The following is a 22,216-nucleotide window of genomic DNA, read 5'->3' as shown; positions in this document are numbered from 1 at the left end:
CGCTCGCCACCGCCCGGCGCGGGGGTCGTCCTAGCATGCCGCCGTGGACGTCCCGAGGCCCAGATCCGGTGACGGGCCTCGTTCGTCCGCCCCTGGCCCGTCCGCCTTCCAACGTCTGGCGAGGGTCCACGCGTTGATGGCCGCCGGCGACGTCGCGATGACCGTCGCGCTCGCCGACTCGCTGTTCTTCGACATCGGCCCCGAGGCGGCACGGGGCAGGGTGCTGCTGTTCCTCCTGATCTCCATCGCGCCGTTCGCGATCGTGGCGCCGCTGATCGGGCCGGCCATCGACCGCATGCCAGGCGGGCGGCGACTCGTCGTGCAGATCGTGGCTGGGCTGCGGGTGATCGTGCTGTTCGGGATGATCGTCTCGCTCGACTCGCTCGCGCTGTTCCCTCTCGCGTTCGCGAGCCTCGTGCTGCAGAAGACCTATGCGGTCTCACGTGCCGCGCTGGTGCCGAGCGCGGTGCGCAACGAGGACGAGCTCGTCGAGGCGAACGCGAAGCTCGGGCTGATCTCGGGCATCGTCGGCACCGCCACCGCAATCCCTGCCGCGTTGCTGTCGCTGATCGACGCCAGGGCGAGCCTCGCGCTCGGGATGGTGTTGTTCGCCATGGCGCTCTGGTACGCGACCAGGTTGAACCGTGAGGTCGTGGCGGCCCAGCGGGAGACACGGCTCGAGCAGGAGGAGCTGCACTCGGTGCCGATCGTGCTCGCCGCCAGCGCGATGGGGTTGCTGCGGGCGAGTGTCGGCTTCATGTTCTTCCACCTCGCGTTCTGGCTGCGCACCGTCGGCGGCTCCCGCGTGACGAAGACGACCGTTCCCGGTGGCGACGAGGTGCTCACCTACTCGTTCGGCGTCGGGGTCACCGGCACCCTGTGGTTCGGCGTCGCCGTGGCGGTGGCCGCGCTGGCGACGATGGTCGGAAACGCCGCCGCACCGATGCTGCGGCGCTCGACGCGCGAGGAGACCATGCTCGTCGGGTCGCTCGCGTTCGTGGCCGTTGCCGGCGTGGTAACCGCGCTGCTCGGAGGTGTCGCCGGGGCGGTGCTGCTCGCCGCGTCGGTCAACCTGTCGGCCGCAGTCGGGCGGCTGGCGTTCGACTCGATCGTGCAGCGCAGTGCACCGGACGCGAACCAGGGGCGCGCGTTCGCGAGGTTCGAGACCAGGTTCCAGCTCGCGTGGGTGCTGGCCGGTGTGATCCCGGTGCTGCTGCGACTTCCGGCATCGCTCGGCTTCGCCGTCGTCGGTGGCATCGCCGCCTTCGCCGCCATCACCTACCTGGTCAGCATGCGGCGCCTGCGCCGGGGCCAGCCGCTGCCGTTGTCGCTGCGCGAGCGCGCGGCGCGCCCGCTGCGAAGGCGAATACCCCGCGTGAAGACCTGATCAGTCGCCGATGTCGATCCGGGCCAGCCACAGCCCCGGGGCGTCGAGCTCGCTCGGTGTGGGCAGCTCGCGCTCGGAGAGGAAGAGCCGGGCGAGGCCGGCGTTCCCGGCGCGCTCGACGACTCCGTCGACGAACGCTCGTCCACGCTCCACCTGCCGGCGATCGAGGCGCAGCCCGAGCAGGCGTTCGACGAACACGTCGTCGGGCGACGTCTCCACGCGCCGCCGGCGGACGGCCTCGGCGATGCGTGCCGGGTTGCCGAGCAGTCGTGCCCCGGCCTCGTCGGTGGCGTGGTCGATCCAGCCGACGACGAGCGCCAGCAAGGCGTCGAGGTACGGGGCGAGGGAGTCTTGCTCGGGTGTGCGCACCGCGCCGAGCAGCAGCTCGGGATCTCCGAGCAGGCGCTCGAGGCCGGCCATGCTGGCAGACACCTGCGACATCGGGTCGGAGTCGCCGGAGAGGTCGCCGAGGTCGAGCTCCAGCGAAGAGAGCTTGTCGACGATCGCGCCCGGATCAGGGCGGAACGCCGAGACGTGGGCGCGCACCCGGGCCAGCACCGTGTCGCGCACGTGGGGCACTCGGTAGAGCGCCCGCGCCGCGGTTTCGTGCACCAGCACCCACAGGCGCACGTCGTCGAGGGGCAGCTCCCATTCGGTGGCGAAGGCATCGACGGTGGCCGGCACGACCCCGATCTCGGGAAGGTCGGGGCGCGGCAGGGGCAGGTCGTGCTCGCCGAACGCGCGCACCGCGAGTTGGCCGACCATCGAGCCGACGGCGAGGCCCATCATCGACGGCTGGAGCATCTGGGAGATGCCCGCGAACATGGCGCCCATCGGGTCGGACGGCGTGGCGTCGGGACGGTTGCCGAGCGAGGTGGCGAGCTCGGTGAAGAGCGGGCGGTAGGCGTCGAGTGTGCGTTGGGCCCAGACACCAGGCGTCATCGTCACGACCTCGAGCTGGCGGCCGCCACCGATCGGGTCGAGGCCGGTGACCTCGCTGACGTGGAGCTCGGCGAGGCGGGCGAGGTCGGTGAGGGTCATCCGCACCAGGGGATCGACGTTCACCTCCGGTCGCCCACCGGTGGCGGCGAGGAGCGCCACCTGGCGCGCGGCGTCCCAGTTCAACGGGCCCTGGTGGGCGAGCATCCGGGCGATGTCGCCGAACATCGGGAGACCGGCGAGGGGCCCGAGCGCGCCGGCCCCCGACTGACCAGCGTCGGGCTCTTCGGGCAGGTGTTGGTCGTCGGGCCCGTCTCGGTCGTCGTCGGCGTCGGCGTCTGACACGCCGTCGAGCCTACGCCGAGGTGCCCGCTAGCGTCCCGGGGATGACCGTCGCCGCCGAGCGCAGCCCGTGCCGCGTCGCGGTCACCGGCGCCGCGTGGCCCCTCGGGCGCCGGGTGGTGCAACTGCTCGAGGCCGCGGGGCGCTACGACGTGCACCCGGTGCTGCGTCCCGGCGACGAGGTGACGATGCCGAGCCGGGTCGACGTGGTGGTGCACCTCGCCCCCGGTGACCACGACGCCCTCGTCGAGCGCCGGCGCAGCGCGGTCACCGGCACCCCCGAGCTGCTCGCCGCCGCCGCCGAGCGTGACGCCGCGCACGTCGTGCTGTTGTCGTCGGCCATGGTCTACGGGGCCTGGCCGAACAACCCCGTGCCGCTCACCGAAGAAGCGGCGCTGCGTCCCGACCAGTCGTTCGCCTTCGCCCGCCAGCTCGCGACGGTCGAGCAGCTCGTCGACGATTGGCGCCGCGGCCGGCGGGGGCGCACCGCGGCCGTGCTGCGTCCGGTGCCGGCGATGGCTGCCGACGGCACCTCGGGGCTCGTGCGCGCCCTCGCCGCCGGGCTGGGCGGCAGGCTCGCCGAAGACGACGTGCCCGCGCAGTTCCTGCACCTCGACGACTTGGCCGACGCGGTCGTGCTGTCGGTCGGGTCACGCCTCGACGGCGTCTTCAACGTCGCCCCCGACGGCTCCGTACCCGGACCGCGGGTGCGCGCCCTCACCGGCATGCCGCCGCGCATCCAGCTGCCCGACCGCCTGGCCGAATGGCTGGCCGACATGCGTTGGAGGTTCCAGCGCGGCCCGATCCCGCCCGGGCTGCGCCCCTACACCCGCTCCCAGTGGCTGGTCGCGAACGACAGGCTGAGGGCCGCCGGCTGGGTGCCGACGGTCACCAACGAGCAGGCGTACGTCGAAGGCACCGAGGCACGCTGGTGGACGATGCTCACCCCGAAGCGCAAACAGGAGCTCTCGCTCGGGCTGGCGATCGTCGGGGTGGGCGCGGCTTGCGTCGTCGCCGTGGTCGCCGCGGTGCGCGCCAGGCGCCGGCGCCACCGCAGCTGAACCTGGGTCAGGCCGCCGGGTCAGGCCGCCGGGTCAGGCCGCCGGGTCAGGCCGCCGGGCGCTCGGCGAGCCGCACCGCGATCTCGACCACTCCCGGGTCGGTGAGCTGTCCGGCGCCGCCTGGGCCGAGCGGTCGACGCGGACCACGACGTCGTCTCCGGCCTGGTGCGCGCCGAGCGCCAGCACCAGCTCGGGCACCGAACGCACCGGACGGCCGTCGAGACCGACGATCACGTCGCCGGCGACGATGCCCGCGAGGTCGGCAGGACTGGCCGGGCTGACCACCTGCACCTCGACGCCGCCCTCCGTTGCCCGCCGACCGGAGATCCCGAGCCAGGGACCGGTCGCGAGCAGTTCTCGCGTGGTGGTGACGAGCTCGTCGAGCACGCTCGATCTCACCACCCGCGTGCTGCCGTCGCCGCCACGGGTGCAGAGGCCGAGGAGCTGACCGGTGGAGTCGACGACGGGCGCGCCCTCTGCGGCGGGCTCGCCGCCGGACAGCGAGAGCTCGTCGCCGTCCACCACCGTCGCGGCGCGGGGCTGGCCGCCGAGGACGGTCACGTGCTGGCCGAGCGTCGGGTCGGCAAGGCCGGGCAGCTCGGTGCCGGTCGACTCGGCGACACGGAGGACGGCGACACCGAGCTCGGTGTCGACGACGAGCACCTCGGCCTCCAGGGTCAGGCCGTCGGCGAGCTCGATCGTCAGCGACGTCGCCTCGCCGACCGCGAACGACGTGGTGACGAACATCGTCGCGTCGCCGACCGCCACCGCCATCGACGCCGCAGCTGCGTCGGTCGCGAAGGTCGCCACCGAGATCGCCGGTTCGCCCACCGGTGCCGTCGGCGACGTCTGGGGCGCGACGCTCGACGCGACGACGGTCGTCGTCGGTGAGGCGGTGGTGCCCGGCGTCGTCGTCGGCGGCATCGTCGACTGCGGCGAGACGAGCGTGGTGGGCACGGTTGCGACGGCGAGGCTGACGGGCACGGTAGGGGTCGCCGTTGCCACGGGGACGAGCGGCGCGTCGGCGCTGGACGCGGTGACTCCCGCCGCCGTGCCCCCGCCGCCGCGGGGCAGCAGCAGGTTGACCAGCCCGGCTACGAGCAGCATGCCCATCGCCACGGAGACACCGACGAGCGCTCGCCCGGCGATCGGGCTCGCACCCCCCGCCGGCTCCAGGTACAGCTCAGAGGGGTGCCGCCAAGTGCGCTCGTGGGGCGGGACAGGTGCACGAGGGTACGGCTCGGTGGCATCGTCGCCGCCGTCGTCGGCGTCGTCCCAGTCGCTCCATTCCACGGATTGCGTAGCGTAGTGACGCCCGACGTTCGGGGGGCATCGCCCCCGCAGCTCCCGGCCCGGGGGTGATGTGGTGGGGCAAGGCTACGATGCCCGCCGTGCAGGCACCAGTAGTTGGCGACCAGTGGCTCGCCCTCAGCGACGACGCGTTGCCGGTCGGCGACGTGTACGACTGGGCGGTGCTGGCGTCGTGCGGGGCAGTGGTGCTGTTCTCGGGCACGGTGCGCGACTTCGGGGGCGAAGAGCGCCAAGGTGTCGAGCACCTCACCTACGAGGCGTACGAGGAGCAGGTCGTACCGGTGTTCGCCGAGATCGCGGCCGAGCTCAGGCGACGGTGGCCGCAGACGGGACGGGTTGCCGTGCTGCACCGTGTCGGCCGGCTCGAGCTCGGTGAGAGCTCTGTCGTCGTCGCCGTCTCGTCGCCGCACCGCGCCGAGTCGTTCGAGGCCGCGCGCTTCGCGATCGACGCCCTGAAGGCAAGCGCACCGATCTGGAAGCACGAGGTCTGGCGCGACGGGGCTGCGTGGGGCACCGGCTCACACGACGTCGTGTCACCGTCCGCCGTTCAGTCCTCACGCGGGGGTGCGCGTTGACCGTCGTCGTGGTCGTCGCCGTCGCCGTCGCGGTGGTCGCGATCTTGTTCGCGGCGATCCTCGTTTCGCGCCGTCGACCCTCACGCGACGACGGGGTCGCTTCCTTCCAGCGTCACCTCGGCGCCCTCTCGCCAGAGGCTCGACGCCAGTCGATCCAACGTGCCCACAAGCCAGACGACCGCGACGACGACGGCACAGGTGGCCGGTAGCAGTGGCCCGCGACCTCGCGATCGACCTCGGCACCGCGAACACCCTCGTCTACATGAAGGGTCGGGGCATCGTGCTGAACGAGCCCTCGGTGATCGCCCTAAACAGGCAGACGGGTGAGGTGCTCGCCACCGGGCGCGAGGCGTGGCAGATGATCGGTCGCACCCCCGGCTACATCGTCGCCGTGCGCCCCCTGCGCGGTGGGGCGATCACCGACTTCGAGATCACCGAGCGCATGATCCGCCTGCTCCTGCAGCGAGTCGGAGTGAGCCGCTTCACCCGGCCGAAGGTCGTCATCTGCGTCCCGTCGGCCATCACCGAGGTCGAACGCCGGGCCGTCACCGATGCCGCCCGTCGCGCCGGTGCCGCCGACGCGCAGCTCATCGAGCAGCCGATGGCGGCGGCGATCGGCGCCGACCTGCCGATCGACGAGCCCGTCGGCAACATGGTGATCGACATCGGTGGCGGCACCAGCGAGACGGCCGTGATCAGCCTCGGCGGCATCGTCGCGCTCGAAGCGGTGAGGGTGGGCAGTTTCGACCTCGACGCCTCGATCCAGAACTACGTCCGGCGCGAGCACGGCATCGCCATCGGCGAGCGGACCGCGGAGGAGATCAAGGTCGCCATCGGTTCGGCTGCTGTCACCCCCGACGAGTCCCAGGCCGAGGTGCGCGGGCGCGACCTGATGACCGGACTGCCGAAGACCGTGGTGCTCACGCCCGAGGAGATCCGCTTCGCGATCGACGACGTGGTGTCCTCGATCGTGCAGTCCGTGGTCAGGTGCCTGGCGAAGGCACCGCCCGAGCTGGCGCAGGACTTCTTGATCCGCGGCATGTACCTGGTCGGCGGCGGCGGGCTGCTGCGTGGTCTGGCCGACCGCATCGAGCGCGAGACCGAAGTGCCGGTGCGCATGTCGAACATGCCGCTCGAAGCGGTGGTGCTCGGCGCCGGTCACTGCATAGAGCACTACGACGCCCTGAAGGGGATGTTCATGGGAGCGCGGCGCTGAGCGACCTGACGTTCGAATTGGGCGACGACCTGGTCGGGCTGCTCACGCTCAACCGTCCCGAGACGCGCAACGCCCTGACGTTCGAGATGTACCGCGAGCTGGAGCGCCTCGTCCGTGAGGCGCCGGCGACCGGCGCACGGTGCTTGGTGGTGACCGGGACGGATCCCGCCTTCTGCAGCGGCGACGACGTCCGCCAGGTGATGGGCGGAGGCGAGGAGGGCAGAGCGCCTGCTGCGGTCGACGTCGACCGCAGGCCGCGGATCACGCCCGCGGCCGACGCGTTGCTGCACTGCGACCTGCCGGTCGTGGCGGCCGTCAACGGTGCCGCTGTCGGCTGGGGCATGGAGCTGGCGCTGCTCGCCGACGTCAGGGTGGCGAGCGAGCGGGCCCGGTTCGGCGAGCTGTTCGTGCTCCGCGGCCTCGTCTGCGACGTGGCCGGCATCGGCCGGCTCGCCCAGCTCGTCGGGCGCGAACGGGCGGCCGAGCTGTTGTTCACCGGCGATGTGATCGACGCCGCCGAGGCGCTGCGCATCGGACTCGTCGGGCGGGTCGTGGCTCACGACGAGCTGCTCGGCGCCGCTCGAGGTGTCGCCGCACGGATCGCCGCGAACCCGCCGCTCGCGGTGCAGAGGATGAAGGCCGAGCTGCGCCGGACGCTCGACCCGGATTGGGGCGCGCTGGGCGAGCGGGTGAGCGCGAACCTGGCCGAGCTGTTCCAGACCGCGGACCACCGCGAGGGGGTGAGGGCGTTCCTCGAGAAGCGTCCCCCTCGATTCGAGGGCAGGTGACGAGGAGTCACCGGCGATGAAGGCGCGCGGGGTTGCCGCCGACGTGCTGCGCGACCACGTGGGTGCCATCCGCGCCGAGCTCGGTCTGCCCGACACGTTCTCGGCAGGGGTCGAGCAGGCCGCGCTGACGGCGGCGCGCCGGCCGATCGGGCCCGAGCACGTCGACCGGACCGACGTCGAGTTCGTCACCCTCGACCCACCGGAGAGCACCGACCTCGACCAGGCGTTCACCATCGAACGCGGCTCGGGCGACGACCTCTTGTTGCGCTACGCGATCGCCGACGTCGGGTGGTTCGTGCGCCCCGGCGACCCGGTTGATGCCGAGGCCTGGCGGCGCGGGGTCACCGTCTACCTGCCCGACGGCAAGGTGCCGCTCTACCCGGCGGTGCTGTCGGAACAGGCCGCGAGCCTGCTGCCCGGCGGGCCGCGCCCGGCGGTCGTGTTCATGGTCCGTGTCGGCGCCGGCGGCGAGGCGAGCCTCGACGGCGTCGAGCGGGCTGTCGTGCGGTCGCGAGCAAAGCTCGCCTACGAAACGGTCACCCTCGGCGAGCTGCCCGACGGCTTCGACGAGCTTGCCCGGCGGATGAAGCTCGCCGAGGACCGCCGCGGCGCAGGGCGGGTCGAGTTCCCCGAACAGGAGGTGGAGCCCGCCGGTGACGACGGCTACCGCCTGGTGCTTCGCCCGCGGCTTTGGAGCGAGGAGTCGAACGCGGCGATGTCGCTCGCGACGAACATGGCCGTGGCCGACGCCCTGCACTCCGCCGCGACCGGTCTCTACCGGGTGATGGAGGCGCCGAGCGAGCGGTCGGTGCGGGCACTTCGCCTGACTGCCCAGGCGGTGGGTCTCGAGTGGCCGGCCGCCCAGTCGCTCGAGGTGTTCGAGCGCAGCCTCACCACGAGCGATCCTCGCGCGGCGGCGTTCCTGCTGGCCGTGCGCCGAGCCGGCGGGGCCGCCTCGTACGAGCCCTACCGGGCGGGTGCCGAGCCGTGGCACGCGGCGATGGCGGCCCGCTACGCCCACGCCACTGCACCGCTACGCCGCCTGGCCGACCGATACGTGGTCGAGGCGGCGCTCGCCGTCGCGTCCGGCACCTCTCCGACCGACGAAGTGGAGGAGGCGTTCACCAGGCTCCCCGCCGCGATGGCCGACGGCGAACGCCTCGCGAACCGTGCCGAGCGGATGGCGCTCGACCTGGTCGAGGCGCTGGTGCTGCACGGCCGCGAGGGCGAGCAGTTCGAGGCGGTGGTGGTCGACGAGGCAGGCGAGGGGGTGCAGATCCAGCTGCGTGACCTGGCCGTGCTGGCCCGAGTCGCGGCCCGCCGGGTGAACCCCGGCGACGACCTCACCGTGCGTCTCGTCGAAGCCGACCCCACCCGCCGCCTCGTCCGCTTCGAACGCCTCGCCTGAAAACCGCAGCTTGCGCGCCAATCTGTCAACCAGAACGCGCTATACGCAGCTTCGTTGACAGATTGGCGCGATAGCCGCGGTGGGGTGGCCTGACCTAGGGGGCGGCGACGATGGGGACGATCTCGCCGTTCAAGGAGAGCACGAGCAGCTCGCCTTCGGCATCGGCGACGACGGCTGCCGACGCCGACACCACGCCGAGCTCGATCACCTCGCCGGCGGTGCGGTCGGGCAACACCTCGAGTGCCCGGACGAGCCCGCTGCAGTAGTCGCTGAACACGTACCAGCCGTGGAGCCCGGGCACGTCGTCGCCGCGGTACCTCACCCCGCCCGAGATCGAACAGCCGAGCTCGCCGTGGGGGTACTCGTAGATCGGTGGGGTGTGCCCGGCCTCTGGCTGGTCGTCGTTGAAGCGGTGCGTCCCCTCGAACGCACTCCAGCCGAAGCTGAGCCCGCGTCCTGCGTCGCGCCCGTCGGTGGCCCACCCGACGGAGATCTCTTCCCACTCACCCTGGCCGACGTCGGCCATCCAGAGATCGCCGGTCGCCGCGTCGAACGCCGAGCGCCACGGGTTGCGCACACCGACGGCCCAGATCTCGCCGAGAGCCCCCTCGACGCCGACGAAGGGGTTGTCGGTGGGGATCGTGAACGCACGGTCGCCGCTCGGGCTCGGGTCGAAGCGCAGCACCTTGCCGAGCGGTGAGGTGAGATCGAGCGAGCGCCGTTCGGGATCCCCCGCCGCGCCGCCGTCGCCGGTGAACACGTAGAGCATCCCGTCGGGCCCGGTCGCCAGCGCTCCGCCGTTGTGGTTCGAGTAGGGCTGGGCGATCTCGTACACCGACCGGCGGCTGGCCGCGTCGAACGTGCCGTCGGCCAGCACCGCGAACTCGTCGATCGCGGTGTCACCGGAGTTCGTGGTGTAGTTCACGTAGGCCCGTTGTCCGTCGGCCGAGAACGTGAGCCCGAGCAGGCCCTGCTCCCCCCCCGCCTCGGTGTCGTCGCTGAGGTCGGCGGCGCCGACGCCGGGCCGACGTTCGGCGTCGAGGATCCACACCAGTCCGGCCCGCTCGACGAGGTATTCCGTCGGTGGTTGCCCCGGCCGCACGGCGAGGTCGACGGGCTCTTCGACCACCGCCACCGGCTCGCCGAGCGCCGCCTGCGGCCGGGTCGCCACCGGCGGCGAGGCCGTGTCGTCCGGCGGCGAGGCCGTGTCGTCGGGCAGCGTGGCCGTGTCGTCGGGCAGCGTGGCCGTGTCGTCGGGCGGCGTGGTCGTGTCGTCGTCCGGCGCGGTCGTGTCGTCCGGCGTGGTGGTCTCGACGGAGGCCGGGGGCTGGGTGGCGAACGTGGCGTCGAGGCTCGGGCTCGACTCGTCGGCATCGCCTCCGCAGGACGCCACCGCCACGACGGCGAGCACGGCGACGAAGCAGAACGAGCAGGCACGAGAGCGTCGTCCGCTCATGAGGAGATCCTCCTGATCAGGCCCTCTTGCACCACCGAGATGGCCAGCTCCCCGGCGGCGGTGAAGATCGCGCCCGTGGAGAGACCGCGCGCGCCCGAGGTGCTCGGCGTCAGCTGGTCGTAGAGCAGCCATTCGTCGGCTCGGAACGGACGGTGGAACCACATCGCGTGGTCGAGGCTGGCCATCTGCAGCCCCGGCTCGCCCCAGGACAGACCGTGCGGCAGCAGCGTCGTGTCGAGCAGGGTCATGTCGCTCGCGTAGGTGACGATGCAGGCGTGCAGCGTGGGGTCGTCGGGCAATCGCCCGTCGGCGCGCAGCCATACTCGCTGGCGCATCGACGCCTGCGTGGCGGGGTCGTCGGCGCGGCTGCGCGGGTCACCTTCGACGTAGCGCAGATCGATCGGGCGGGGCCGGTCGTACCACTCGCCGAGCAGCTCCTTGTGCGGCGCCATGCGGGTCTTGAAGTCGGGCAGTGTGTCGGGCTCGGCTACGTCGGGCATCCGCATGTGGTGCTCGAGCCCGGTCTCGGCCACGTGGAAGCTGGCCTGCAGGTTGAAGATCGCCTGCCCGTGCTGGATGGCTACGACCCGGCGGGTGGTGAAGCTCTTGCCGTCGCGGAGGCGGTCGACCTCGTAGAGGATCGGCGCGGTGGTGTCGCCGGGGCGCAGGAAGTAAGCGTGCAGCGAGTGCACGAGCCGATCTGGATCGTCGACGGTTCGCGAAGCGGCGACGAGGGCCTGCCCGGCCACCTGGCCTCCGAAGACACGCTGGCGGCTCTCGTCGTCGGGGCTGCGTCCACGGAAGATGTTGACCTCGATCACCTCGAGGTCGAGCAGAGCCACGAGGTGATCGAGGGCGCTTGGCACGCCAACCATGTTGGCAGGGGTTCGGCAGGGATACGGTGCGCGCCCGTGGCGCCTCGACCTGCCCCGCTGTCAGCCGACCAGCTGCTGTTCACCACCCGCGCCGTGCGCCGGCGGCTCGACCTCACCCGCGACGTCCCCGACGATCTCGTGCGTGAATGCGTGGCCGCGGCGATGCAGGCGCCGAGCGGCTCCAATGTGATGACGATGCAGTTCATGGTCGTGCGCGACGCGCCGACGCGGAGGGCGATCGGTGAGATCTACCGCCAGTGCTACGACACCTACAAGGGTCTCGACGGGGTCTACGTGCGTTCCGTCGACACCGGTTCCGACGAGGGCAACGCCCAGCAGCAGCGCGTCGGCAATTCGGCGGACTACCTGGGCGAGCACATGGGTGAGGTGCCCGCGCTCGTGATCGCATGCACGATGGGGCGCGTCGACGGCTCTTCCGCGCTCGGTGCGGCATCGATGCTCGCCAACATCCTGCCGGCGATGTGGAGCTTCATGCTGGCCGCGCGATCGAAGGGGCTCGGCACGTCGTGGACCACGCTGCACCTGATGCGTGAGCGAGAGGTCGCCGACATCTGCGGCATCCCGTTCGACACCGTTCAACTGGTCTGCCTCAGCCCCCTCGCCTACACCATCGGCACCGAGTTCTCGCCGGCCAAGCGCCCCGAGCCGGACACGATCATCCACTGGGACCGCTGGTGAGCGAGATGCCCGGCCCCCGGCCCGACCCCGCGCTGCGCGCTCACGCCCTCGCGGCCAAGGGTTTCATGCCCCCGGACGAAGGCGACGCGCTCTACGCCGCGGCCGTCGCGGCCGGCGCCGCGTGCCCGGGGCTTCCCTTCCTGGAGGTGGGTTCGTACTGCGGGCGCTCGACGGTGTGGCTGGGCGCTGCGGCGCGGGCGTGCGCGACGGTGCTGTTCGCGGTCGACCACCACCGGGGGTCGGAGGAGAACCAGGCCGGCTGGGAGTGGCACGACGAGACGCTCGTCGACCCCGTGACGGCCAAGATGGACACGTTGCCGACGTTTCGGCGCACGATCCACGACGCCGGGCTGGAAGACGTGGTCGCGGCCGTCGTCGGCGAGTCCCCGCTCGTCGCCTCGGCGTGGCAGACGCCGCTCGCGTTCTTGTTCATCGACGGTGGCCACGGCGAGCAGCCGGCGCGCCTCGACTACGAGCGTTGGACGCCACACGTCGCGCTAGGGGGCACGCTCGCGATCCACGACGTGTTCCCCGATCCCGCCGACGGCGGGCGCCCCCCTTACGAGCAGATCTTCCTGCCGGCGGTGGAGTCCGGGCAGTTCCGACTCAGCAGCGCGTGCGGCAGTTTGCGGGTGCTGCGCAGGATCGAAGAACGCGGCGCCGACTCCAACTAGCGTCGGCGAATCGTGGGGCGACCAGCACTTCCCCTCGCCAGGCAGCTGCGCGGCTATGGGCGCGGCGACGCGGGGGCCGACCTGGTGGCGGGACTCGTGCTGACCGCCCTGCTGGTGCCAGCGGGGATGGGCTACGCGCAGGCCGCCGGCCTGCCGCCGATCTCGGGGCTCTACGCCACCATCGTGCCCCTCGTCGTGTACGCCCTCGTCGGCCCGTCACGCATCATGGTGATGGCCCCCGACTCGTCGCTCGCGCCGCTGATCTTCGTGGCCGTCGTCCCGCTCGCTGCTGCCGAGGGCGACCCTGGTCGGGCGCTGGCGCTGGCGGGGACGCTGTCGGTGCTGGCCGGGCTGTTGAGCGTCGTCGCCGGCCTGGCCAGGTTCGGCTTCCTCGCCGACCTGCTCTCGGCCCCCGTCCGGTACGGCTACATGAACGGCATCGCGTTGACGGTGGCGTTCGGCCAGCTTCCCAAGCTGCTCGGCTTCAGCGTGCCGAGCGCCGACCTCTTGCCGCGCATCAGGGACTCGGTGGAGGCGATCGCCGACGGGGCCATCGACGGAACTGCGGCGGCGCTCGGCGTCGGGTCGCTGGTGGTCATCGTCGGGCTGCGTGCGCTTGCGCCGCGGGTGCCGGGCACGCTTCTCGCCGTGATCGGGGCGACTGTCGCCGTCGCTGCGTTCGGCCTCGCCGACGAGGGTCTGTCTCTAGTCGGCGATCTGCCGCGGGGGTTGCCGACCCCCGCCTGGCCGTCGGTCGAGTGGGACGAGCTGGTGCGCCTCCTCGGAGCCGCGGTGGGCATCGCGTTCGTCTCGTTCACCGACACGAGCGTGCTCTCCCGGACGTTCGCCCACCGCACGCATCAACAGGTCGATCCGAACCACGAGTTGTTCGCCCTCGGCGCGGTCAACGTGGCGAGCGGGCTCTTCCAGGGCTTCCCGGTGAGCAGCAGCTCCAGCCGCACCCCTGTCGCCGAGGACGCCGGCGCCCGGACCCAGATGACGGGGATCGTCGGTGCCGTAGCGGTGGCCGGCCTGATCGTCGCCATGCCGACGGCCTTCCGCTACCTGCCCCAAGCGGCCCTCGCCGCGGTGGTCATCGCGGCTTCGATGCGCCTGGTCGAGATCGCCGGGCTGACCCGACTCGCCCGGATGCGGCGCGGTGACATGGTGCTGTCGCTCGTCACGTTCGTGGCCGTCGCCGTGCTCGGCGCGTTGCCCGGCATCGGGATCGCCGTCGGGTTGTCACTGCTCGACGTGATGCGGCGAGCGTGGCGGCCGCATACGGCGGAGCTGGTGCGCGTCGATGGGTTGAAGGGCTATCACGACGTCGAGCGCCATCCCGAGGGTCGTCGGATACCGCGACTGCTGCTGTACCGCTTCGATGCCCCGCTGTTCTTCGCGAACGTCGGCTTCTTCGTCGACGACCTGCTCGCGCGGGTCGACGCCGCCGGCAAGGACCTGCAGCGCGTGGTGGTCACTGCGGAGCCGATGACCGACATCGACCCGACTGCGGCCGACGAGCTGGCGCGCCTCATCGGCCAGCTCGCCCGGCGCGAGGTGGTGCTGGAGTTCGCCGAGCTGAAGGGCCAAGCTCGCGACACGCTCGACCGCTACGGCCTCGTCGACCACATCGGACGGGACCGCTTCCGGCGCACCATCGGCGAGGCCGTGCACGAGCACGTCCGCGAGAGCGGAGTCGATTGGGTCGACTGGGAGGACCGCAGCCCCTGAACGGGGGCGCGCACCCCCTCTGTAGCCTCGGCACGGTGAGGGGACCTTCGGTCTTGGAGGCGTTCTCGGCGCCCGTCAGGGCGTGGTTCTCCACCGCGTTCGCCGAGCCCACGCCGGCCCAGCAGTCGGGCTGGCCGCGGATCGTCGGCGGCGAGCACACGCTCATCTGCGCGCCGACGGGCAGTGGCAAGACGCTTGCCGCCTTCCTCGCCGCCATCGACCGCCTGGGCACCGAGCCGGTGCCGGAGGCCGCGGCGCGTACCCGCGTGCTGTACATCTCGCCGCTTCGCGCGCTCGCCTTCGACGTCGAAAAGAACCTGCGCGCCCCGCTCAAGGGCATTCGCCTCGCCGCCGAGCGCATCGGCGAGCCCTTCACCGAACCCGTCGTCGCGATGCGCACCGGCGACACCAGCGCCCGTGAACGCCAGGCGCTCGTACGGCATCCGCCAGACCTGCTGATCACCACCCCGGAGAGCCTGTACCTGATGCTCACCTCGTCGGCAGCGGCGACGCTCGCGGGGGTCGAGACGGTGATCGTCGACGAGATCCACGCGCTCGCCCCCTCGAAGCGCGGCGCCCATCTGGCGCTGTCGCTCGAGCGTCTCGAAGAGCTCACCGCGCGTCCGCCTCAGCGCATCGGGCTCTCCGCCACCCAGCGGCCGCTCGAGGAGGTCGCTCGCTTCCTCGGCGGATTCGCCGCGCCCGGACGAGCGCGTCCGGTCGCCATCGTCGACGCCGGCATCCGCAAGCCACTAGACGTCGAAGTCGTCATACCCGTCGAAGACATGGGTGCGCTCGGCCAACCGGTCACCGAGCTGCAGAGCGGTCCGGCGACGGCGGCGCTCGGCCCGCGGCGCTCCAGCATCTGGCCGAGCATCTACCCCCGCATCCTCCAGCAGGTGCTCGCCCATCGCAGCACGATCATCTTCTGCAACGCGCGCCGCCAGGCCGAGCGCCTCGCCGCCAAGTTGAACGAGCTCGCCGAGCAAGAAGGCATCGGCGTCGACCCGCTCACCGGCAGGCTCGCGGAAGACCTCGTCAAGGCGCACCACGGCTCGCTCGCCCGCGAGCAGCGCGTGATCGTCGAAGACCAGTTGAAGCGCGGCGAGCTGCGGGCGATCGTGGCCACCTCCAGCCTCGAGCTCGGCATCGACATGGGCGCGGTCGACCTCGTCATCCAGGTCGAGTCCCCGGGCGCGGTCAGCCGGGGCCTGCAACGCATCGGCCGTGCGGGCCACCAGGTGGGCGAACCGAGCCGCGGCTCGATCTATCCGAAGCACCGCGGCGACCTGCTCGAGGCCGCGGTCGTCGCCCGGCGCATGGTCGAGGGGCTGATCGAGCACACGCGCTACCTGCGCAACCCGCTCGACGTGCTCGCCCAGCAGATCGTGGCCCACACCGCGGCGGCCGGTGAGCTCGACACCGATGCCCTACTCGCGATGGTGCGACGGGCGGCCGGCTTCGCCGACCTGAGCGACGATCTCGCCGCGAACGTGCTCGACCTGCTGGCCGGGCGGTATCCGAGCGAGGAGTTCTCCGAGCTCAGGCCCCGGCTCGTGTGGGACCGCGTCAACGGCCGCTTGCGGGCGCGCGAAGGTGCCAAGCGTCTCGCGGTCACGAGCGGGGGCACCATCCCCGACCGCGGCCTGTTCGGCGTGTTCTTGCCCGACGGCACCCGCGTCGGCGAGCTCGACGAGGAGATGGTCTACGAGAGTCGTCCGGGTGAGACGTTCGTCCTCGGCGCGTCCACGTGGCGGATCGAAGACATCACGTTCGAGCGGGTCACCGTCACGCCCGCACCCGGGGAGCCGGGGAAGATGCCGTTCTGGCACGGCGACCGGCCGGGACGCCCGTTGGAGCTCGGCCGGGCACTCGGTGCCTTCGTCCGTGAGGTGCACTCGCTCTCCGACTCCGACGCGCTCGCCCTCCTCACCGGCGAATACCACCTCGACGCGCTCGCGGCCACCAACGTGGTGCTCTACCTCGACGACCAGGCCGCGGCCACAGGGGCGCTGCCCGACGACCGCACCGTCGTCGTCGAACGCTTCCGCGACGAGATCGGCGACTGGCGGCTCTGCGTGCTCAGCCCGTTCGGCACTCCGGTCCACGCCCCCTGGGCGATGGCCATCGAACGGCGCCTGCTCGAGCGCTACGACGTACCCGTCGAGACGATGTGGGCCGACGACGGCATCGTCGTGCGGCTGCCCGAGACGGTCGAGGAGATCCCCCTCGACGCGCTGCTCATCGATCCCGAGGAGATCGACGAGCTGATCATGGCCACTGTGCCCCAGACGTCGCTCTTCGCGGCGCGCTTTCGCGAGGCCGCCGGGCGCGCGCTGCTGCTGCCTCGGCGCCGCCCCGACCGGCGCACCCCGCTGTGGCAGCAACGCCAGCGGGCGGCCGACCTGCTCGCGGTCGCCGCCAAGTACCCCACCTTCCCGATCCTGCTCGAAGCCAGCCGCGAGTGCCTGCAAGACGTGTTCGACGTGCCGGCGCTGCGCGAGGTGCTCGGACTGCTCCGCTCGCGCGCCATCCGCGTGGTCGCCGTCGACACCCAGAAGGCCAGCCCGTTCGCGCAGAGCCTGCTCTTCAACTGGATCGCGACGTACATGTACGAAGGCGACGCACCGCTCGCCGAGAGACGCGCCACCGCTCTAGCGCTCGACCGTGACCTGCTGCGTGACCTGCTCGGTGCCGAGGAGCTGCGCGACCTGCTCGACCCCGGGATGCTCGCCGACGTCGAGCTCGAGCTGCAGTGCCTGGCCGACGGTCGCCGCGCGCGCAGCGCCGACGAGCTGCACGACGTGCTCCGCCGGGTGGGTGAGCTCTCCGCCGACGAGGCCGCGCAGCGTTGCGAGACAGCGCAGGGCGAGGCGGCGCGCTGGCTGGGCGCGCTCGTCGCCGAGCGACGGGCGATCGAGGTGCGCGTCGGGGCCGAGGTCCCCGGTGAGTTGCGGTTCGCCGCCGCCGAAGACGCGGCCCGCTACCGCGACGCGCTCGGCTGCGCGTTGGCGCCCGGGCTGCCGGCGGCGTTCACCGACCCGGTCGATCGGCCGCTCGTTGAATTGGTCGGCCGGTACGCGCGCACCCACGGCCCGTTCACCGCCGGCGAGGTCCACGCCCGGTTGGGGGTGCCCGTCGAGCGGGTCGAGGCAGCGCTCGTGGCCCTCGAAGCCGGCGAGCGAGTGGTGCGCGGCGAGTTCCGTCCACAGGGGCTGCACAGCGAGTGGTGTGAGGTAGACGTCCTGCGCCAGCTCCGCCGGCGATCCCTCGCCGCCCTGCGCCGTGAGGTCGAACCAGTCGATGCCGAAGCCCTCGCCCGGTTCCTGCCGGCTTGGCACGGGATCCTGGCAGAGCGCAGGGGCGCCGACGCCCTCGTCGAGACGCTGGGTCTGCTCTCGGGGGCGGCGATCGTGGCCTCCACCCTCGAAGCCGACGTGCTCGCGTCGCGGGTCAGCGGCTACCGCCCGAGCGACCTCGACGAGCTGTGCACCAGCGGCGACGTGGTCTGGGTCGGTGCCGGGGGGATCGGGGCCGCCGACGGGCGAGTGAGGCTGTGCTTCACCGACCAGCTCCCCCTTCTCGCGCCCGGGTGGGAGCGGGCCGAGGCACCGCAGGGCGCGCTCCACGACGCCATCCGGTGCGCGCTCGACCAGCGCGGGGCGCTGTTCTGGACCCAGCTCCGCGCTGCCGACGCCGCGGCCACCGACGTCGAGCTCCTCGCCGCGCTGTGGGATCTGGTCTGGGCGGGCGAGGTCACCAACGACTCCCTCGCCCCGCTGCGCGCCGTGCTCGCCGGCGGTGGGCGGCGATCCGCGGCGACGGCTGCTCGGCGCGGTCGGCCCCGACCGGGCCGGCTGAGCCGAATCGGCCCGCCGGCGGGGCCGGGCGGTGGTCGCTCGTCGCCCCGATGCTGCTACCGGTGCCTTCTGCCACCGCCGCCGCTCACGCCGCTGCTGTGCAGCTTCTCGAACGACACGGCGTGCTCACCAGGGAAGCCGTGCTCGCCGAGGGAGTGGCCGGGGGGTTCGCCCAGGTCTACGGAGTGCTGAAGGTGCTCGAAGAGCGCGGCCAGGCCCGCCGGGGCTACTTCGTGAGCGGTCTCGGGGCGGCCCAGTTCGCTCTGCCGGGTGCGGTCGACCGGCTGCGAGCGGTGCGCGACACACCCGCGTTCGAGCTGGGCGGATCGACCCCCGCGCCGATCGTGCTCGCGGCCACCGACCCCGCGCAGCCGTACGGGGCGGCGCTCGCCTGGCCCGAGTCCCCGGCGCCGCCGGCACGGTCCGCAGGCGCCCTCGTGGTGGTGCACGGCGGGGTCCCCTCGTCTGGTACGACCGGCGCAGCCACCACCTCGTCTCCTTCCCCGCGGCGGGCGACGACACCTCTTGGGCCGAGGCGCTCGCGTCGTTGGTTAAGGACGGGCGCACCCGCAGCGTCGAGGTGCGCAAGCTCGACGGCCAGCGAGTGCCGAGCGGGCACCTCGTGCTCGACGCGCTGCACGCCGCGGGGTTCGTCGATGGTTACCGCGGCCCGGTGCTACGCGGCTGAGCCGGGTTCAGTCCGGGCGGCGCACCGCGCGCAGACCGGCCCAGGCCAGGTCGCTGACATGGCGAGACACCACCACCGGGTCGAACGGCTCGCCGACTTCGACCAGCCGCCGGCTGACACCCTCGGCCAGGCCGACCAGGGCATGGGCCACGGTGCGCTGGTGCTCGAGGTCGATGTCGGCCGCGATCAGCGGGGCGATCGCTTCGGCCGCGGCGGCGGTCACCTTGCGCACCGCGGTGTTGAACTCTTCATCGCGGCGCGCCCCGCTGCCGAACAGCAGCAAGAACGCGTCGTGGTCGTCGGAGACCCAGCGGAAGTACGCCCCGAAGCCGGCCTCGGTCTGGCTCTTGCCGTCGACGGCTCCGGCGGTGGCCTTCGAGATCGCGGTGAGCAGGCGCGTCCCGGCGTCGTCGAGCAGCGCCAGGTAGAGGTCGCGCTTGGAGTCGAAGTGCTGGTACAGCACCGGCTTGGTCACCCCGGCGGCCTCGGCGACGTCGTTCATCGACGTGCCGTGGTAGCCGCGGTGGGCGAATACGTCGAGCGCGACCAGCAACAGCTGCTCGCGGCGCTCGCTGGCAGGAAGGCGGACCGACATGGTTACCCCAGGGTAACCCGGGTGGTCTGCGGGGCGCGTTTCGCGGGCTGCGTCAGAGACCGCGTTCGCGGTCTTCGCGCTCGGCGGCCTTCACCGCGTAGCCAAGGACGATCGAGGGAGCGAGCAGGATCGAGCCGACGATCAAGCAGGCGGTGATCACGCCGACGATCGGGCCGGAGAAGCCGAACGCGAAGGCCATCACGAACATCGCGATCGCCGCCGCGAACAACAGATAACCGACTCGGTTGGCGATGAGCGTCCACTTGGCGATCGTCGCCCGTCTGGCCCTGACGGGATCGTGGGGCTCGGGCATCCGGACACGATGACCGCTCCGGAGTGGGCGCGAGCCAGTCGGCGCCGGTCACGGCGCGGCTACCGTCGGCCCGATGACGGTGCGCACCGAGTGGCGAGAGCGGACGATGCTCGTCACGATCGACCGCCCGGACCGGCGCAACGCCGTCGACCTCGCCACCCTCGTCGCGCTGCGCGACGCCCAGCGCGCCGCGCTCTCCGGCCAGGCGAGGGTGCTCGTGTGACTGGTGCGCCGCCCGCGTTCTGTGCCGGGGCAGACCTCGCCGACGTCGAGAGCGACGACTTCGTGGCCACGCTCGCCGAGGTGCTGACCGGCTTCGGCGAGCTGCCGTTCGTGACGATCGCCGCCGTCGAGGGCGCCGCGCTCGGCGCGGGCACGCAGCTCGCGATCGCGTGTGATCTGCGTGTGGCCACGGCTCCCAGCCAGTTCGGCATCCCGGCCGCGCGGCTCGGTCTGGCGGTCGACGCCTGGACGGTGCAGCGCCTCGTACAGGAGATGGGGGCGAGCGTCGCGAGGGCGATGCTGCTGGCCGCGCAGACGTACTCCGGGGAGCACCTGGCCGAGGTGGGCGCAGTGCACCGCATCGGCGATCTGCAGCGCGCGCTCGCCTGGGCCGACGAACTGGGCGGCCTCGCTCCGCTGACGATCCGCGCCCACAAGCTGGCGATGGAGCGTGCCCTCGCCGCCCGCCCCCTGACGACCTGGTGGAGACGGCCCGCCAGGCGGCGTGGGCCTCGGCCGACCTCGCCGAGGGCCGCCGCGCGTTCATGGAGAAGCGCCGCCCGGAGTTCCGTGGCGAGTAGGCCGCGGCCAGTCGCGCTGAGGTTGCGCGGCTCATTACGGACAAAACTCGAGCCCAACAGGGCTTTGCGATCTATCGATCAGTGGTGAGTTCGTGTTCGGCTTGGCACAGCTTGCGGTCATCCCGGATACGAACGGTGAAGTGCCTGACGATGCCGTTACGACAAAGTCGATCACCGCTCATTCTCGAATGGCTTGTGTGATGCTGCTGGATTCCAGGCTGGGCGCTACCAGGTTGACAAAGTCGAGGAGATCGGCAAATAAGGACCATCCGCGCCACCATTATGGGCGCATTGCGCCGTCAGAGGTTGGGCGGCAGCAACCGGTTCACGTTCTGGAAGAAGAAGTACAGGACGAAGACGAACGGGGCGACGCCGACGAGCAGGCCCACCCATGTGCGCCGGGTGGCACGAGCGGCCAGGTAGGCGAGGACGGTGACCGCCGTCAGCGCGGAGCCCCACATGAGCACGTGCGGCCAGGCCGACGGATCGCTGAACCAGCCACGGTCGAACGCGTCAGCCTCGCTCCCTGATCCGTCCCCACCGCCCGCACCGTCGGTCGGCTCCGTGGCGGGAGCCGTGTCGACGGGATCCGTCGCGTCGGGGCCATCAGACGCGTCGGGTGCGGAGGTGGTGCCGCTGCTCGCGTCGGGTGCGAGGGTCGGGCTCGGCGCGCCCGTCGCGCTCGGCGTGCTCGGCGCGGCGGTCTCCTCGCCCACGAGCTCACCCGGTGGCGCGGCGTCGGCGTAGACCACCTGCCCTCGTGGATCGGCGGTGACGCGCCGACGTCGAGCTCGGCGAAGACGACGAGCCGCTGGCGGGCCTGGAATTCGGGGTGACAGGTGGTCAGCGTGAGCGTGGCCACTTCGGGGTCGTTCGTGTCGAGCACCCACGAGTCGGAGGGCTCGACGATGATCGAGCCCGTCACCCGGTACACGAACGTCTCGCCGGTCAGCACGGTGACGCTGATCTCGTCGCCGGGTTCGAGCTCGTCGAGTTGGCGGAAGGGTGAACCGAAGGTGGTGCGGTGCCCGGCGATGCCCGCGTTGCCGCGCTCGCCGGGCATCACCGTGGAGGGGTAGTGGCCGGGGCCCTTCTTCAGGTCGGCGGGCTCCACCCCGGCGACGACGAACTTGCGCAGCCCGATGCGGGGGATGTCGACGATCGCCACCGGGTCGCCCTCGACGATGGCGCGACCGGTGCGGTCGTGGTCGAGGTGGTCGTCGACGAGGTCGTCGACGAGGCGCTGTTCGGGGTGGTGGTGACGGTCGTCGGCGGGACGGTGCTCGTCCCGGTGGGATCCGTGCTGAGCGACGCGCTCAGCTCGGCGAACTGGTCTTCCAACCGGTTCTGCGCCTGGGACTCCTCGATGCCGGTGCCCCAGAGCTGGTAGCCGACGAAGGCGAAGATCATCAACCCGAGGACGATCAGCGCCTTGCCGATGCCGCCGACCCACCACCGCCAGTCCTTCGGCTGCTTCGGCCGGTCCCAGCGCGAC

21 protein-coding genes and 1 pseudogene are annotated in these 22,216 nt (G+C 72.1%); 14 read left to right on the top strand and 8 right to left on the bottom strand.

Going from position 1 to position 22,216, the window contains the following annotated elements:
* Window positions 1–136 precede the first annotated feature (136 nt).
* Window positions 137–1,387 (top strand): hypothetical protein, encoded by a 1,251-nt coding sequence (locus IPM43_05875; protein QQS25888.1) that lies wholly within the window; start codon window positions 137–139, stop codon window positions 1,385–1,387.
* Here the strand turns inward: IPM43_05875 and IPM43_05870 are convergent, their stop codons facing one another.
* Window positions 1,388–2,671: a zinc-dependent metalloprotease gene (locus IPM43_05870; GenBank protein ID QQS25887.1), complete on the bottom strand. Its 1,284-nt coding sequence runs from the start codon at window positions 2,669–2,671 to the stop codon at window positions 1,388–1,390. It abuts the gene before it with no gap.
* 41 nt (window positions 2,672–2,712) lie between these two features.
* Here IPM43_05870 and IPM43_05865 point away from each other — a divergent pair, with 41 nt between their 5' ends.
* Window positions 2,713–3,729, top strand: a complete 1,017-nt coding sequence (locus tag IPM43_05865) for an NAD-dependent epimerase/dehydratase family protein (GenBank protein ID QQS25886.1) — start codon at window positions 2,713–2,715, stop codon at window positions 3,727–3,729.
* Window positions 3,730–3,762: 33 nt separating this feature from the next.
* Here the strand turns inward: IPM43_05865 and IPM43_05860 are convergent, their stop codons facing one another.
* Window positions 3,763–5,022, bottom strand: coding sequence for a PDZ domain-containing protein (locus IPM43_05860; GenBank protein QQS25885.1), 1,260 nt, complete (start codon window positions 5,020–5,022; stop codon window positions 3,763–3,765).
* 68 nt (window positions 5,023–5,090) lie between these two features.
* Between IPM43_05860 and IPM43_05855 the strand changes: the two genes are divergently transcribed.
* Genes IPM43_05855 through IPM43_05835 form a run of 5 tightly spaced genes read left to right on the top strand, consistent with a single transcriptional unit; the run spans window position 5,091 to window position 9,027 of the window.
* Window positions 5,091–5,615, top strand: a complete 525-nt coding sequence (locus tag IPM43_05855; GenBank protein QQS25884.1) for a molybdenum cofactor biosynthesis protein MoaE — start codon at window positions 5,091–5,093, stop codon at window positions 5,613–5,615.
* Complete coding sequence (locus IPM43_05850; GenBank protein QQS25883.1) at window positions 5,612–5,824, top strand: hypothetical protein; 213 nt, start codon at window positions 5,612–5,614, stop codon at window positions 5,822–5,824. The genes IPM43_05855 and IPM43_05850 overlap by 4 nt, the downstream gene beginning before the upstream one ends.
* A 2-nt stretch (window positions 5,825–5,826) precedes the next feature.
* Window positions 5,827–6,831 (top strand): rod shape-determining protein, encoded by a 1,005-nt coding sequence (locus IPM43_05845; GenBank protein ID QQS25882.1) that lies wholly within the window; start codon window positions 5,827–5,829, stop codon window positions 6,829–6,831.
* A complete protein-coding gene (locus IPM43_05840) occupies window positions 6,828–7,619 on the top strand; it encodes an enoyl-CoA hydratase/isomerase family protein (protein QQS26349.1) in 792 nt (263 codons plus the stop codon). The genes IPM43_05845 and IPM43_05840 overlap by 4 nt, the downstream gene beginning before the upstream one ends.
* 16 nt (window positions 7,620–7,635) lie before the next feature.
* The gene (locus tag IPM43_05835; protein ID QQS25881.1) at window positions 7,636–9,027 is read left to right on the top strand and encodes an RNB domain-containing ribonuclease; all 1,392 of its coding nucleotides are present in this window, start codon (window positions 7,636–7,638) and stop codon (window positions 9,025–9,027) included.
* Between the two features lie 94 nt (window positions 9,028–9,121).
* Here IPM43_05835 and IPM43_05830 read toward each other — a convergent pair whose 3' ends face one another.
* Both IPM43_05830 and IPM43_05825 read right to left on the bottom strand, forming a co-directional pair.
* Window positions 9,122–10,483: a PQQ-dependent sugar dehydrogenase gene (locus tag IPM43_05830; GenBank protein QQS25880.1), complete on the bottom strand. Its 1,362-nt coding sequence runs from the start codon at window positions 10,481–10,483 to the stop codon at window positions 9,122–9,124.
* Window positions 10,480–11,358 (bottom strand): acyl-CoA thioesterase II, encoded by an 879-nt coding sequence (locus IPM43_05825; protein ID QQS25879.1) that lies wholly within the window; start codon window positions 11,356–11,358, stop codon window positions 10,480–10,482. The genes IPM43_05830 and IPM43_05825 overlap by 4 nt, the downstream gene beginning before the upstream one ends.
* A gap of 57 nt (window positions 11,359–11,415) precedes the next feature.
* Between IPM43_05825 and IPM43_05820 the strand changes: the two genes are divergently transcribed.
* The 4 genes and pseudogenes from IPM43_05820 (at window position 11,416) to IPM43_05805 (ending at window position 19,010) form a co-directional block, all read left to right on the top strand.
* Window positions 11,416–12,057 (top strand): nitroreductase family protein, encoded by a 642-nt coding sequence (locus IPM43_05820; protein ID QQS26348.1) that lies wholly within the window; start codon window positions 11,416–11,418, stop codon window positions 12,055–12,057.
* Between the two features lie 5 nt (window positions 12,058–12,062).
* The gene (locus IPM43_05815) at window positions 12,063–12,731 is read left to right on the top strand and encodes a class I SAM-dependent methyltransferase (GenBank protein ID QQS26347.1); all 669 of its coding nucleotides are present in this window, start codon (window positions 12,063–12,065) and stop codon (window positions 12,729–12,731) included.
* A gap of 12 nt (window positions 12,732–12,743) precedes the next feature.
* Complete coding sequence (locus IPM43_05810) at window positions 12,744–14,462, top strand: STAS domain-containing protein (GenBank protein QQS25878.1); 1,719 nt, start codon at window positions 12,744–12,746, stop codon at window positions 14,460–14,462.
* 35 nt (window positions 14,463–14,497) lie between these two features.
* A pseudogene (locus tag IPM43_05805) lies at window positions 14,498–19,010 on the top strand (DEAD/DEAH box helicase).
* Window positions 19,011–19,017: 7 nt separating this feature from the next.
* Here IPM43_05805 and IPM43_05800 read toward each other — a convergent pair.
* Together IPM43_05800 and IPM43_05795 are read right to left on the bottom strand one after the other, a co-directional pair.
* Window positions 19,018–19,605, bottom strand: a complete 588-nt coding sequence (locus IPM43_05800; GenBank protein QQS25877.1) for a TetR/AcrR family transcriptional regulator — start codon at window positions 19,603–19,605, stop codon at window positions 19,018–19,020.
* Window positions 19,606–19,657: 52 nt separating this feature from the next.
* Window positions 19,658–19,918: a hypothetical protein gene (locus tag IPM43_05795; GenBank protein QQS25876.1), complete on the bottom strand. Its 261-nt coding sequence runs from the start codon at window positions 19,916–19,918 to the stop codon at window positions 19,658–19,660.
* 73 nt (window positions 19,919–19,991) lie between these two features.
* Between IPM43_05795 and IPM43_05790 the strand changes: the two genes are divergently transcribed.
* Together IPM43_05790 and IPM43_05785 are read left to right on the top strand one after the other, a co-directional pair.
* Entirely contained in the window at window positions 19,992–20,141 is a 150-nt protein-coding gene (locus IPM43_05790) for a hypothetical protein (protein ID QQS25875.1), read from the top strand.
* Entirely contained in the window at window positions 20,138–20,809 is a 672-nt protein-coding gene (locus tag IPM43_05785) for an enoyl-CoA hydratase/isomerase family protein (protein QQS25874.1), read from the top strand. Before IPM43_05790 ends, IPM43_05785 begins: the two co-directional genes overlap by 4 nt.
* Window positions 20,810–21,020: 211 nt before the next feature.
* Here the strand turns inward: IPM43_05785 and IPM43_05780 are convergent, their stop codons facing one another.
* Together IPM43_05780 and IPM43_05775 are read right to left on the bottom strand one after the other, a co-directional pair.
* The gene (locus tag IPM43_05780; protein ID QQS25873.1) at window positions 21,021–21,188 is read right to left on the bottom strand and encodes a hypothetical protein; all 168 of its coding nucleotides are present in this window, start codon (window positions 21,186–21,188) and stop codon (window positions 21,021–21,023) included.
* Window positions 21,164–21,889 carry a class E sortase gene (locus IPM43_05775; protein QQS25872.1) on the bottom strand — a complete coding sequence of 242 codons (726 nt, stop codon included), beginning with the start codon at window positions 21,887–21,889 and terminating at the stop codon, window positions 21,164–21,166. The genes IPM43_05780 and IPM43_05775 overlap by 25 nt, the downstream gene beginning before the upstream one ends.
* A gap of 36 nt (window positions 21,890–21,925) precedes the next feature.
* Between IPM43_05775 and IPM43_05770 the strand changes: the two genes are divergently transcribed.
* On the top strand, window positions 21,926–22,111 hold the full coding sequence (locus tag IPM43_05770) for a hypothetical protein (GenBank protein ID QQS25871.1): 186 nt from the start codon (window positions 21,926–21,928) through the stop codon (window positions 22,109–22,111).
* Window positions 22,112–22,216 lie beyond the last annotated feature (105 nt).

Source organism: Actinomycetota bacterium, from assembly GCA_016700055.1.
Classification (GTDB): Bacteria; Actinomycetota; Acidimicrobiia; order Acidimicrobiales; family Ilumatobacteraceae; genus Kalu-18.
Note: the sequence above shows the minus strand (reverse complement) of the source record. Positions and strands in the feature narration are given on the sequence as shown.